The 12,784-nt window shown below is 70.7% G+C and carries 12 protein-coding genes; 9 read left to right on the top strand and 3 right to left on the bottom strand.

Translation table 11 applies throughout. The features are described from left to right. Window positions 1-132 precede the first annotated feature (132 nt). The 9 genes from MBA17_RS39330 (at window position 133) to MBA17_RS39290 (ending at window position 9,745) form a co-directional block, all read left to right on the top strand. The gene (locus MBA17_RS39330) at window positions 133-1,488 is read left to right on the top strand and encodes an extracellular solute-binding protein (protein WP_238502796.1); all 1,356 of its coding nucleotides are present in this window, start codon (window positions 133-135) and stop codon (window positions 1,486-1,488) included. Next, on the top strand, window positions 1,488-2,432 hold the full coding sequence (locus MBA17_RS39325) for a carbohydrate ABC transporter permease (RefSeq protein WP_238502795.1): 945 nt from the start codon (window positions 1,488-1,490) through the stop codon (window positions 2,430-2,432). Before MBA17_RS39330 ends, MBA17_RS39325 begins: the two co-directional genes overlap by 1 nt. Then, window positions 2,429-3,256, top strand: coding sequence for a carbohydrate ABC transporter permease (locus tag MBA17_RS39320; protein ID WP_238502794.1), 828 nt, complete (start codon window positions 2,429-2,431; stop codon window positions 3,254-3,256). The genes MBA17_RS39325 and MBA17_RS39320 overlap by 4 nt, the downstream gene beginning before the upstream one ends. Next, entirely contained in the window at window positions 3,253-4,515 is a 1,263-nt protein-coding gene (locus tag MBA17_RS39315; RefSeq protein WP_238502793.1) for a 6-phospho-beta-glucosidase, read from the top strand. Before MBA17_RS39320 ends, MBA17_RS39315 begins: the two co-directional genes overlap by 4 nt. Next, window positions 4,512-5,489, top strand: coding sequence for an N-acetylglucosamine kinase (locus tag MBA17_RS39310; RefSeq protein WP_238502792.1), 978 nt, complete (start codon window positions 4,512-4,514; stop codon window positions 5,487-5,489). The genes MBA17_RS39315 and MBA17_RS39310 overlap by 4 nt, the downstream gene beginning before the upstream one ends. Further along, the gene (locus MBA17_RS39305) at window positions 5,477-7,291 is read left to right on the top strand and encodes a glycoside hydrolase family 9 protein (RefSeq protein ID WP_238502791.1); all 1,815 of its coding nucleotides are present in this window, start codon (window positions 5,477-5,479) and stop codon (window positions 7,289-7,291) included. The genes MBA17_RS39310 and MBA17_RS39305 overlap by 13 nt, the downstream gene beginning before the upstream one ends. 19 nt (window positions 7,292-7,310) lie before the next feature. Then, window positions 7,311-8,513 (top strand): ROK family transcriptional regulator, encoded by a 1,203-nt coding sequence (locus MBA17_RS39300; RefSeq protein ID WP_238502789.1) that lies wholly within the window; start codon window positions 7,311-7,313, stop codon window positions 8,511-8,513. Next, entirely contained in the window at window positions 8,494-8,841 is a 348-nt protein-coding gene (locus MBA17_RS39295; RefSeq protein ID WP_238502788.1) for a rhodanese-like domain-containing protein, read from the top strand. Before MBA17_RS39300 ends, MBA17_RS39295 begins: the two co-directional genes overlap by 20 nt. A 61-nt stretch (window positions 8,842-8,902) precedes the next feature. Then, window positions 8,903-9,745 carry an SCO6745 family protein gene (locus tag MBA17_RS39290; protein ID WP_238502787.1) on the top strand — a complete coding sequence of 281 codons (843 nt, stop codon included), beginning with the start codon at window positions 8,903-8,905 and terminating at the stop codon, window positions 9,743-9,745. Between the two features lie 197 nt (window positions 9,746-9,942). On the opposite strand, the gene MBA17_RS39285 is transcribed toward MBA17_RS39290, so the two are convergent. The 3 genes from MBA17_RS39285 to MBA17_RS39275 form a co-directional block, all read right to left on the bottom strand. Continuing rightward, entirely contained in the window at window positions 9,943-10,509 is a 567-nt protein-coding gene (locus MBA17_RS39285; RefSeq protein ID WP_238502786.1) for an NADAR family protein, read from the bottom strand. Between the two features lie 175 nt (window positions 10,510-10,684). Next, window positions 10,685-10,915 carry a DUF6289 family protein gene (locus tag MBA17_RS39280; RefSeq protein ID WP_238502785.1) on the bottom strand — a complete coding sequence of 77 codons (231 nt, stop codon included), beginning with the start codon at window positions 10,913-10,915 and terminating at the stop codon, window positions 10,685-10,687. Between the two features lie 288 nt (window positions 10,916-11,203). Further along, window positions 11,204-12,706, bottom strand: coding sequence for a HEAT repeat domain-containing protein (locus MBA17_RS39275; protein WP_238502784.1), 1,503 nt, complete (start codon window positions 12,704-12,706; stop codon window positions 11,204-11,206). Window positions 12,707-12,784: the final 78 nt, after the last annotated feature.

Below are 12,784 nucleotides of genomic sequence, written 5' to 3'. Positions count from 1 at the left end.
GACTTGATTTCGTCCCTTGACCGCCGCAGCAGCGCGACCTATGTTCCACTAAAAGTTAGGAATACTTACTAACTTTGCGTGCGTGGTGACCCGTGCGCCCCCCATCTCGCCCTGGTCTTAAGGAGAATCCTCGTGCGCTTCGTCTCTCTCGCGGCGGCCGGGTTACTGGCCCTGTCGCTGACCGCATGCACCGCGGGCAAGGAGGCGCCGCCGTCGCTCGGCGCCCAGCCCAAGGCCACGACAAGCGGCACCGGCCCGGCCGCCGCCGCGCTGCCCGCCGCCACGCTGGAGTTGTGGCACGGCTTCTCCACCGACGTCGAGACGAAGGCGTTCGAGGAGGCGGTCGCGGGCTTCACGAAGAAGTTCCCGCAGATCAAGGTCACCACGAAGAAGGGCATCCAGGACGACCAGATCACCCAGGCGATCCGCGGCGGTAAGGCGCCCGACGTGGCGGCCTCGTTCACCACGGACAACGTCGCCCAGTGGTGCAAGTCCGGCGCGTTCCAGGATCTGACCCCGGTCATCGAGCAGGACGGCATCGACCTGACCGTGCTGCCGGCCGCGTCCCGGGCCTACACCGAGTTCGAGGGCAAGCGGTGCACGATGCCGCTGCTGGCCGACGCGTACGGGCTGTATTACAACAAGGCGCTGATGAAGGGCGAGCAGCCGCCCAAGACGCTGAGCGAGCTGACCGAGCTGACCAAGAAGCTCACGGTCCGCGACGCCGACGGCAACATCGAGGTCGCCGGGTTCGTCCCGAGCTTCCAGTACTACGAGAACTCCCCCAGCCACCTCGGCCCCATGGTCGGCGCGAGGTGGTACAACGACGACGGCACCTCGGCGATCGGTTCCGACCCGGCGTGGAAGCAGCTCCTGCGCTGGCAGAAGGAGCTGGTCGACTGGTACGGCTACGACAAGCTGGAGAAGTTCCGCAAGGGCCTGGGTGACGAGTGGGGCGCCGAGCACCCGTTCTTCAGGGGCAAGATCGCTATGGTGCTCGACGGCGAGTGGCGCAACGCCATGATCGCCAACGACCCGGTGGCCAAGGAGCTGGACTACGGCACCGCCCCGCTGCCCGTCGCCGACGACCAGCCCGAGCTGTACGGCAGCGGCTTCACCGCCGGGACCGTGATCGGCGTGCCGAGAGGCGCCGAGCACCCGCGGCACGCCTGGGAGCTGGTCAAGCACCTCACCACCGACACCGAGTCGCTGGTGACGCTGTCGAACGCGCTGCGCAACGTGCCCACCACCCAGGCCGCGATGGAACACCCGGACCTGGCCAGGGACGACAATTTCGCCACGTTCCTCGACATCTTCGCCCACCCGAAGACCTCGACGCTGCCGCCGAACGTCAACAGCGTCCTCAACCAGGACGCCTTCTCCACCTTCCTCATCCAGTGGGAGAAGGGCGCGGTCGAGGACCTCGACGCCGGGCTGGCCGGGGTGGACAAGCGGATCAACGACAAGCTGAAGCTCGCCGGGGGCTGATGATGGTCTCCCCCCGGGTCGCGCCGGCGCCGCGCCGGTGGCGCGGCGAGGGCGGACGCGCCCTGCTGTGGCTGTCGCCGTGGATCGTCGGCGTGGCGGTCTTCTTCGTCTACCCGCTGCTGTCCACGGTGTACTTCTCCTTCCACCGCTATGACCTGTTCACGTTGGAGTTCATCGGCCTGGACAACTACCGTTACGCCTTCTCCGACGCCCGCGTGCTGCAGTCGGCTCTCAACACCCTCTGGCTCGTGGTGTTCATGGTCCCGGCCCAGGTGCTGTTCGCGCTCGGCGTGGCGCAGTTGCTGACCAAGCTGAAGAGCGGCGGCGGCCTCCTGCGGACGATCTTCTACCTGCCGTCGCTGGTGCCGATGGTGGCCGGCACGGTCGCCTTCGTCTACCTGCTCAACCCGGCGACCGGTCCGGTCAACCAGCTGCTGGCGCGGTTCGGGATCACCGGCCCCGACTGGTTCGGCAGCGCCGCGTGGGCCAAGCCCAGCCTTACGCTGCTCGCCCTGTGGGGCGCCGGCAACGCCATCATGATCTTCCTGGCGGCGCTGCTGGACGTGCCCAAGCACCTGTACGAGGCCGCCGCGATCGACGGCGCGGGCGCCTGGCGGCAGTTCCGCAGCGTCACGCTGCCCGTCATCTCCCCGGTGCTGATGTTCTCGGCGGTCACGGGGGTGATCTACGCCGTGCAGTACTTCACCCAGGCGATGATCGCCTCCCGGGTGGCCTCCGGCGCGACCGACTCGGCGGGCACCACATTCACCCCCGGCTATCCGGACGGCTCGCTGCTCACGCTGCCGCAGCACCTGTTTCACACCGGGTTCCGCGACTGGTCGATGGGGCTGGCCTCCGTGCACGCGCTGCTGCTGTTCGTGGTGGCGATGCTGTTCACGCTGGTGCTGCTGCGCCAGTTCAGCCGGGCGGAGGTGGTGTCGTGACGCGCAGGCGCGGCCTGATGTGGATCGCGCAGCACGCCCTGGCGATCGCGCTCGCGCTGATGTTCCTCGGCCCCGTCGTGCTCGTGGCGCTGACCGCGCTCATGACCGACGAGCAGGCGCTCACCAGCCGGTTGTGGCCCGAGCAGTGGAACTGGGCCAACTTCGGCGACGTCTTCGCCCGCTCCGAGCTGCTCACCTGGACGGTCAACACCTTCGTGTACGCGTCCCTGGCGACGCTGTTCATGCTTGTGTCGTCGGTCCCGGCGGCGTACGCGCTGGCCCGGTTCCGCTTCCGCGGGCGCAAGCTGGCGTTCCTCGTGGTGATCAGCGCGATGATGCTGCCGCCGCAGGTCGTCGCGGTGCCGATCTACCTGGTGTGGGCGCGGCTGGACCTGACGGACTCGCTGTGGCCGCTGATCCTGCCGATGCTCTTCGGCGACGCCTTCTCGATCTTCCTTCTGCGCCAGTTCCTCATCACGATCCCGCGCGACTACACCGACGCGGCCAGGGTGGACGGCTGCTCGGACGTGCGGATCCTGTTCACCGTGATCCTGCCGATGGCCCGCCCGGCGATCGCGGCGGTGGCGCTGTTCTCGTTCTTCTACTGCTGGAACGACTACTACGGGCCGCTGCTGTACGCCGGGGTCGACCAGGAGGGCTGGACCCTGTCGCTGGGGCTGGCCACCTTCAAAGCCTTCCACAGCGTGCAGTGGAACCTCACCATGGCCGCCACCCTGCTGGTGACGGCGCCGGTGATCATCGTTTTCCTCTTCGCCCAGCGGGTCTTCATCGAGGGCGTGACATTGACGGGAGTAAAGGGTTGAAACTCGCCGTGGTCGGGGGCGGCTCGACGTACACGCCTGAGCTGGTCGACGGGTTCGCGCGGTTGAGAGAGGAACTGCCGCTGACGGAGCTCGCCCTGGTGGACCCGGCCGCGGAGCGGCTGGACCTGGTGGCGGGCATGGCCCGCCGGATGCTGCGCGCGGCCGGGCACCCGGCCACCGTGACCGCCACCGGCGACGTGCGCGAAGGCGTCGCCGGGGCGGCGGTCGTCCTGCTGCAGCTCCGGGTGGGCGGGCAGGCCGCCCGCGAGGTGGACGAGACGCTGCCGCCGCGCTGCGGCTGCGTCGGTCAGGAGACCACGGGCGCCGGGGGCCTGGCCAAGGCGCTGCGCACGGTGCCGGTGGTGCTGGACCTCGCCGAGGTGATCGCCGAGCACGCGCCGGAGGCGTGGATCGTCGACTTCACCAACCCGGTCGGCATCGTCACCCGGGCGCTGCTGGACGCCGGGCACCGGGCGATCGGGCTGTGCAACGTGGCGATCGGCTTCCAGCGCCGCTTCGCCGTCCTGCTCGGCGTCGCGCCGTCGCGGGTGTCGCTCGGGCACGCCGGGCTCAACCACCTCACCTGGGTACGGTCGGTCCACCTGGACGGCGTGGACGTGCTCCCGGACCTGATCACGAAACGCGGCCAGGAACTCGCCGCCGAGGTCGGGCTGCCGGCCGAGCTGATCACCAGGCTCGGCGCGGTGCCGTCGTACTACCTGCGCTACTTCTACGCCCACGACCTGGTGGTGGCCGAGCAGCGCACGGAGCCGTCGCGGGCGTCGCGGGTGGCGGCGATGGAGGAGAAGCTGCTGGAGATGTACGCCGACCCGGCCGTGACGGCCAAGCCGGAGCTGCTGGAGCAGCGGGGCGGCGCGTTCTACTCCGAGGCCGCCGTGGCGCTCATCGCCTCGCTGCTCGGCGACCGCGGCGACACCCAGGTCGTCAACGTGCGCAACGGCGGCGTCCTGCCGTTCCTGCCGGACGAGGCGGTGGTCGAGGTGCCGGCCAGGATCACCGCCTCGGGGGCCGTGCCGCTGCCCGTGCCTCCCGTCGAGCCGCTGTACGCCGGGCTCGTCGCGCACGTGTCGGCGTACGAGACGCTCGCGCTCGACGCCGCGCTGCACGGGGGGCGCGACCGCGTCGCCGACGCGCTGCTCGCCCACCCGCTCATCGGCCAGGAGCACCTGGCCCGCGAGCTGACCGGGCTGCTGGTGGAGGCCAACCGCCCGCACCTGCCCTGGGCGGGCACGCAGTGAGGACGATCCTGGCGGTGGACGGCGGCAACAGCAAGACCGACCTCGCGCTGGTCGCCGAGGACGGCACGGTGCTCGCCACCGGCCGGACCGGCCCGTTCGTGCCGCAGAGCGCAGGAGTCGTCGCCGCCGCCGACGTGGTGGAGCGGGGGGCCAGGGCGCTGCGCGACGGCATGGCCGCGCCGTACGCCGACGTGATGGCCGCCTACCTGGCCGGGGCCGACTTCCCCGCCGAGGAGGAGGCGCTGCGCGCGGAGTTCGCGGCGCGCGGCTGCGCGGGCGAGGTGTCGGTGGCCAACGACACCTTCGCCGTGCTGCGCGCCGGCGCCTCCCGGCCGTGGGGCGTCGTCGTGGTGTGCGGGGCCGGCATGAACGCCGCCGGCGTGTCGCCGTCCGGCGAGGTGGCGCGCTTCCCCGCGCTCGGCAGGCGCAGCGGCGACTGGGGCGGCGGCGAGGACCTGGCCGACTGGGCGCTGTGGCACGCCGCCCGGATGGAGGACGGGCGCGGCCCGGCCACGGCGCTGGCCGACCTGGTCGTCACGCACTTCGGCACGGCGAGCGTCACGGAGGTGGTGCTCGCCCTGCACTTCGGCGAACTGGACCCGGCCCGGCTGCACGAGCTGGTGCCGGGCCTGTTCGCCGTCGCCGGCGACGGCGACGCCGTGGCCAGGGGCGTGGTCGCGCGGCAGGCCGAGGAGGTCGCCGTGATGGCCACGGTGTGCCTGAAGCGGCTCGGCCTGCTCGGCACGCCCGCCGAGGTGGTGCTCGGCGGGAGCGTGCTGACCGCGCGGGACCCGTACATGCACGGCCTGATCGAGGCCGCGATCGGCGCGAGCGCGCCGGACGCGCGCGTCGTGGTCAGCGCCCTCCCCCCGGTCGCGGGCGCCGCCCTGGCCGGACTGGACCTGCTCGACGCGGCCGAGACCGCGCGGACCCGAGTACGTGAACACTTCAGGAGGAGCAGATGCGAAGGTTGATCCCTGCCACGCTCGCGCTGGCGCTGCTGGCGACCATGAACGCGCCGGCCCACGCCGGCGCGGCCCCCGGGCTCGTCCGGGTGGACCAGGTCGGCTACTGGCCGGGCGAGACCAAGCACGCGTACCTGATGACGAGCGGCCGGGCCGGGCGCTTCACCGTGGTCGACCGGCGCGGCCGGGTCGTGCTCACCGGGCGGGCCGGGCCCGACCGGGGTGTCTGGAACAGCCGCTACCCGCACGTCCACGACCTCGACCTGACCCGGCTGCGCACCCCCGGCCGCTACCGGATCAAGGCCGGCGGGGCGACGTCGGCCGAGTTCGCGATCGCGCCGACGCGTACCCCGGCGGCCGACATGCTGGGCTTCTTCGGCCTGCAGCGCGACGGCGCCGACGCGACGCGCAAGCCGAGCCACCTCAACGACCGGGCCGCGTCCGTCTACGAGTGGCCGGAGTTCACCGGCCCGGACACCGACCAGATCAAGGGCGAACTGACGAAGGTCGGCGGTCCGGTCGACGTCGAGGGCGGCTGGTTCGACGCGGGCGACTATCTCAAGTTCACCCACATCCTCGCGTACGTGGACACGCTGCTGTGGGCCGCGCAGCGGGACGGCAGGGCGCCGAACCACGCCCTGCGGAAGGAAGCAGCCCACGGCCTGAAATATCTGGACAAGATGTGGGACGAGGAGTCGAAGACCCTCTACATCCAGGTCGGCATCGGCGTCGGCAACGTCGAAGGCGCCTTCGTCGGCGACCACGACATCTGGCGGCTGCCCGAGGCCGACGACGGCGACGACGCCGAAGGCCACCAGTTCATCCGCAACCGCCCGGTCTTCCGCGCCGCCGCCCCCGGCGAGCCGATCAGCCCCAACCTGGCCGGGCGCACCGCCGCCGCCTTCGCCCTGGCCGCCCAGCTCGAACCGTCCCACCGGCGCGCCAGGAAACTACTCGACCAAGCCGCCTCCATCTACGCCATGGCCAAGACCACGGACGTGGGCGAACTGGTCACCTCCCTGCCGCACGCCTTCTACCCCGAGAGCGTCTGGCGCGACGACATGCAGCTCGGCGGCGCCGAACTCGCCCTGGCCGCGCAACGCCTGCGCGACCCGCGCGCCGGGCAGTGGCTGGCGGAGGCGGCCGGCTGGGCGCGCGGCTACCTCGACGAGGAGCAGGGCGACACGCTCAACCTGTACGACGTGAGCGCCCTGGCCCACGCCGACCTCCTCAAGGCCATGCGCGCCGCCAGGACCGGCGGGCTCGCCGTCACCGAGGCCGACCTGATCGCCGGGCTCAAGGCCCAGCTCGACCTCGGCGCGAGCCGGGCCGCCACGGACCCGTTCCGGGCCGGAGCGCGCTACGACACGTTCGACTCCGTGCCGCACGCGTTCGGCCTGGCCGCCACCGCGCGCCTCTACCGGTCGGTGACCCGCGACCGCGCCTACGACGTCTTCGGCACCCAGCAGCGCAACTGGGCACTCGGCGCGAACCCGTGGGGCGTGTCCTTCGTCGCCGGGGCGGGCGAGAACTCCATCGGCTGCCCGCACCACCAGATCGCCAACATCACCGGCAAACCGGCCATCGGCGCGGTCGTCAACGGGCCCAACAGCGCGAGCCTGTTCGAGGGCGGCCTCGGCGGGCACTTCGAGGAGATGCCGCCCTGCCCGCCCGACGGCGTGGACCGCTACGCGGAGTTCACCGGGCACGGCAGCCGCTTCGTCGACGACGTACGCTCCTGGCAGGCGTCCGAGCCGGCCGACGATTTCGCGGCGATCGCCCTGTACGCTCTCACGTTGTCGTCAACGTGACGCCGACACGGGAGGCGAAGTGAAGACCGCCCCTAACGGGACACCTAGCCTGATGCGCGCCATCAACAACGGCAAAGCTCTGCGGGTCCTGCTCGAGCAAGGCCCCCTGACCCGGCCCGAGATCGGCGAACTGACCGGCCTGTCCAAGCCGACGGCCTTCCAGCTCCTGGCCCGGCTGCAGGAGGCCGGCCTGGTGATCAGCGACGGCGTCCGGGCGGGCCAGCCCGGGCGCACGGCCGAGACCTATCGAATCAACCCGGACTCCGCCTACGTTGCCGCCCTCGACGTCACCCAGGACCGGATCGGCGTCCGAGTGGCCGATATCACCGGGGCAATCAGAGGCGAGCACACGATCGCCGTCCCCTATAGGGCACCCGCCCCCCTAATCGAACGGCTCAGGACCGCCATCGCGGGAGCCGATCCACCCGGGCCCCTGCGCCGGATTGTGATAGGTGTGCAGGGCGCCGTAGACCCCACCACTGGCGTCCTGTGCTACGCGACAGATGAGGAACTGCCCGGTTGGCACATTCCCGACCTGCTGCCCACGCTGTCCAGCGGGCTCGGCGTCACCGTCGACGTGGAGAACGACGTCAACCTCGTCGCCCTCGCCGAGCAGGCGCACGGTGCGACGGCCGGCTGCCCCGACTTCGTGCTGCTGTGGGCCGACGAAGGGCTGGGCTCCGCCCTGGTGATCGGCGGGCGGCTGCACCGCGGCTTCTTCGGCGGCGCCGGCGAGGTCGGCTACATGCCCATCCCCGGCGCCGCCACCGCCCGCGACGGCGGCCGGTTCGCTCATCACGGCTACCAAGCCCTGGTGGGTGGCCCGGCGGTCCGCGACCTGCTGCGCACCTATGGAGTGGAAGCTCCTGACTTCCGGCAGGCCATGACATCCGCAGTCGACCTCGCCCGGCATGGTGCCGGCCGGACGGCCGAGGAGGCGGGCGCCGGGCTACGGCTGGTGGCCTCCCGGCTCGCCGTCGGCCTAGCAGCCATCGCCTCAGTCGTCGACCCCGGACTCATCGTGCTCACCGGCGGGCTGATGGCGGCGGGCGGCGAGCACTTGCGAGACCTCGTCGAGCGGGAACTGCACGCGCTCCTGCACTCCCATCCTCAGGTCCGGCTATCAGCCCTTGAGGGAAATCCGGTTCTCGCCGGTGCGATGGACCTCGCGCTCACCACCGTGCGCGAAGAGGTCTTCTACAATGCCGTCAGCCGCTCCTAAACGAGTGAGATCGGTTGTGCGTCCGGTGGAGGAATACCCGGCCGGCCACATCCCCGGAGCCTTCTGCATCCCGGTCGCCGAACCGGCCGACCGGATCAACGAGCTGCCCGAGGGCTGCAAGATCGTCGTGTACTGCCGCGGCGAATGCTGCTCGTCGGCCATCGCCCGCGGCCTCTGCTTGGGGACCGGCGGGTTGTATCGGAGCTTGCGTTCGGACCGGAAGGGTTCCATCGGATTGTGGGTGGAGTCGGCTGGATCATCCCCAAGGACCGACCCTCCCCCTCGCGCGGCCGGCCGTACACCGGGTGCCGGGCTCTTGCGTCGTTGACACGGTTACGCGTAGCTTTCAGAAACCGACCGGTCGGTATTGGATATCCTGAGGAGGCCCCATGGTCAGTGTGCAAGCCGCCCGGCAAGCCTGGAGGCGTCTGGAGCCGGTGCACGGGATGATCTATTTCGTGCCCGAGGCGTCGGAGCGATTCGCGGCGCTCGGCCTCACCGCGCGCATGTCGGGATACTTCGCCTCGCGCGCCGCCCCGTTCGGCCGGGCCTCGGCCGAGTTGGTCATCGCCACCTTCTACAACTTCGCCCCCGCGCTGGTGCGGCAGGTGATCCCGGCAGCCTGGGAGATCACCACACCGGAGGAGGTCCTGGCCGCACGGCTGGAGGCGGCCGACGCGGCGCTGCGACGTGCGAAGCTGCACGAGCACCCCGATCTGACGGAGACGGCCACGCTTGCCAGGCACGCGGCCGAGGCGGCTTGCGATCACCTTCATGGCCGCCCGTTGTTCGCCGCCCACGCCGCACTGCCCTGGCCGGATGATCCGCTTCTGGTGCTCTGGCATGCCCAGACCCTGCTACGGGAGTTCCGCGGAGACGGCCACGTCGGACTGCTCCTGAGCGAGGGGATCACGCCGCCCGAGGCGCTGGTCCTGCACGCGGCCACCGGCGAGGTCCCCGTGAGATTCCTCAAGGCGAGCAGAAGCTGGCCGGAGCGCGACTGGCTGACCGCCGAGGACCGGCTCCGCTCCCGCGGCCTGCTCGGCGAGGGACTCACCCTGACCGCCGAGGGCACTGCCCTGCGCGAGCGGATCGAGAGCCACACCGATCTGCTCGCCCTGCCCGCCTACGAAGCCCTCGGCGAAGGCGGCTGTGACCGCCTGGCCAAGCTCGCCCGCGAGTTCGGCCGCGGCGTCGTCGATGCCGGCCTGCTCCGGCTGCCCTCGGCGTAGTCCGGAAACCGCCGCCCCGGCAAACCGGTCATGGGTTACTGGCGATGTGGCCCCTGCGGAAACCCCGGCCGAACGCGGGGCAGCCGACGAGGCGGTCGCACTGCTGCGGCCACGCGCCGGGCAGCCGCATGCTCGTGGACTGATCGCTCGGGTGCCCGCGAACGGCACGTGACGCGCTCCGCGACCAGCGGAGACGCTCAGGTGCCCGGTTCCGGCGCGTCCCGGGCGGCCATCAGCGCGAAGCCGAGCAGGTTCAGCCCCTGCCAGGTCGCCGGGGAGGCGGCGCGCTCGTCGGTGGCGGTCAGGCCGATGCCCCAGATCCGGTCCCGTGGGCTGGCCTCGACCAGGACCCGGTTGCGGGTGGTGAGCAGGTACTGCTTCAGGTCGGGGTGCTGGCCGAATTTGGCGAGGGTGCCGCGGACCACGATGTCGAAGCGGTGGGCGTTCCAGAGGGTTGCGTCGAAGTTCCGGACGGCCCGGCCGAGCTTCTTGGCTTCTCCCGGATGGCCTGCTTCGAGGATCTGGGCGGCGATGTCGTGGTCGTCGAACAACCACGCCTTGTGGGCCATCATGTAGTGCTCGGCGGAGGCGAAGACGTGCCCGTCCTCGGTGAAGGACACCGGCCACCACTGCGACAGGCACCCCGGGCCGACGCTCCCGTCGCGGGCGGGCCGGTGGCCCCAGAAGAACAGACAGCGCAGGACCTGACCCGCCTGCTCGGCAGCGATCGCCTCGTTCACGGTGTGCGGAAGCTTGTTGACCACCCCGCCACCGTGCCACAGGCGACCTGACGTGACCAACGGGTTATGTCGGCGGGCAGGACCTCACCGTGGCACCTGATCGAAGCCACCGTCGCCGCCCGGATGGCACCTTGTCGGCGCTCGGGATGATCACCTTCGTGATCATGGGGCCACTATCGTTGTTCTGCTGAGCGGACGCTCAGCAGGGGTTCTCGTTGAACACCGGATAGGACCCGCGCCTGCCCACCCACGTCTCATCCCCGACACAGTTCTCGTACTTGACCCCCACCAGCGTGGTGCGGTCGGAGTCGGTGTAGTAGTACGTTTCGCAGTGGAAGTCGATCCTGCAGGCGCGGGCGTGCGCGGGCGAGCTGATAACGGTGAGGGTGCCGAGAGCGAGCAGGACGGCCAGCGATGCGCGGCGAATCATGAAGATCCTTCCCGAGGCGAGGAGCGCTACTGCTCTCGATGATCGATCGCCGAAGCGAACAGATCAATAATGTCAATATCGGTATTCAAGGGGTTAAAACGCCTGTCAGGCCGAACGATGCGCTGCCGAGCTCGTAGGTAACGGTCGGTGACCGCGGCCTGAGTGCACTTGTAGCGCGTCTTCGTCACCTTGGCGTAGCCGTTACCGCTGGCGAGGACCTCCTCAGCGTTCCGACGGACGGCTCACCCGGGGGCCCATCAGGACTCTGGAAGACGCCCGCGAACTCGGTCATCCGCTGGTCCTGATCAGCCAACGCAGCAGGCGGGCGTTGGCCACGCCCACCCTCTCCTCCGCCGTGGACAACAGGTCCTCCAGCTCGTCCCGAAGCCCGGCCGGACAGGCCGAATAGATGCTCGACGAGTCATGTGCGCACCAGCTGCTCAGATCGGTGCGAGCCCGCAGGCTCAGAGCCTCATCAGGGTCCACAGCCAGGAGAAGATCTGCCCTGACCCGGGTCCAGGCGTCCCGGTCGGCGAGCAGCCGGTGAGCGGCCTGCCGTACGTGGCGGGGATGGTCGTCGCCGAGCAGCGCCCAGAGCCGCTCGACCAGCACGTTCGGTCCCGCGGCCCGCAGGGTGGTGAGCACGTTGCGGACCACCACCGGCGCGGGATCCTCCAGCAGGTCGGCGACGTCGATCTGCGCGCCCAGACGGCGCAGCGTATGTACGGCTTCCGCCCGGACACGTGGTCGCGGATCCCTGAGGTAGGGAAGGACCAGTTCTGCGTCGGCGCGCGTGCCGCAGTCGCCGAGCCCGGCCAGCAGTCCGCGCGAACCCCGGTCTGCGGGGGCCGCCAGGAGCCGCCGGTAGAGCTCGGCCGGGTCGCCACCCGCCCGGCGGACCGACCACTGCGCGGTCAGCCGCACCATGGATGCGTGATCGCCCAGGTAACGCGGCCCGAAGTCGGTACGACCGAACCGTACCAGGGTGGTCAACGCTTCGACACGGACCCGCGCCGAACCCGCGTCCAGGAGTTCCTCCATCAGCTCGGGCTGGTTGCCGGTGACTGCCTGTGCGGCCAGCGCCTCGGCGCATCGGGTGCGGGAGATGATGTCGGACTCGTGGCGCGCCGCCGCGGCGAGCTGCCGCCGATCCATCCGCTCGGCGCGCAGCGAAACCTCGAAGGCGAACCGCCGCCCGCGCAGGTCCTCACAACGCCGTACAGCGCTCAGCGTGTCGTCGTCGGCTCGCAGAAGGGCTTGGCGGACCAGTTCGGTGGCGGGATTTCCGCGTCGCCGGTCTCCGAGCCGCACCGCCACCGGGACGACGGCCTGCAGCACCGCCGCGTCGGAGCGGGAAAGCACCTCCGACAGGACTCGCAGAGCCTGGCGCTGCACGGCTGCGGCCCAGTCCACGGTGCGGACGACCAGCACAGGAAGCAGCCGCACGTCCGTGGCCATGAGCGGATGCCGGATCCCTTCCTCGCGCTGGCGGCCATCCCGGCTGCAGGCGGCCAGCGCGACCGCGAGCGGGTTGCTCATCCTCCGTACGGCGGGCGCCGGCGTGATGCGGGGGTCGCGGTGGCCGTACAGCCAGGGCCGCAGCGCCGAATCGAGCTCGATCCAGACCGTCGGCCCGGCTGCGGTCAGAACATCGAGGGCCCGCTCGGCCAGTCGGACATCGGAAACGACACCGAACAAGGCGCTGGCGAGGTCGTCGAAGGCGGCGCGGCGGCCTTCGGCGCTTGTGAGCACCAGCCGCTCGATCGAGTCCACGACCGGGTCACCGGACATGTCCTCATGTCCAATGAACTGCCGAAACCATTCCCGAACGCCCGTCATCCGCACATCGTTCCATGCGACGAACGGCGC

Source organism: Dolomitihabitans soli (assembly GCF_022213955.1).
Lineage (GTDB): Bacteria > Actinomycetota > Actinomycetes > Streptosporangiales > Streptosporangiaceae > Streptosporangium_A > Streptosporangium_A soli.
The sequence above is the reverse complement of the archived record's forward strand: the minus strand, read 5'-3'. Positions and strand labels throughout refer to the sequence as shown.

Bases quoted from the DNA above. Each gene is read 5' to 3' on its own strand.
- MBA17_RS39280 (WP_238502785.1), bottom strand. From the start codon at position 10,915: ATGATTCGCCGCGCATCGCTGGCCGTCCTGCTCGCTCTCGGCACCCTC.
- MBA17_RS39290 (WP_238502787.1), top strand. From the start codon at position 8,903: ATGGTCAGTGTGCAAGCCGCCCGGCAAGCCTGGAGGCGTCTGGAGCCG.
- MBA17_RS39295 (WP_238502788.1), top strand. From the start codon at position 8,494: ATGCCGTCAGCCGCTCCTAAACGAGTGAGATCGGTTGTGCGTCCGGTG.
- MBA17_RS39305 (WP_238502791.1), top strand. From the start codon at position 5,477: ATGCGAAGGTTGATCCCTGCCACGCTCGCGCTGGCGCTGCTGGCGACC.
- MBA17_RS39325 (WP_238502795.1), top strand. From the start codon at position 1,488: ATGATGGTCTCCCCCCGGGTCGCGCCGGCGCCGCGCCGGTGGCGCGGC.
- MBA17_RS39275 (WP_238502784.1), bottom strand. From the start codon at position 12,706: ATGTCCGGTGACCCGGTCGTGGACTCGATCGAGCGGCTGGTGCTCACA.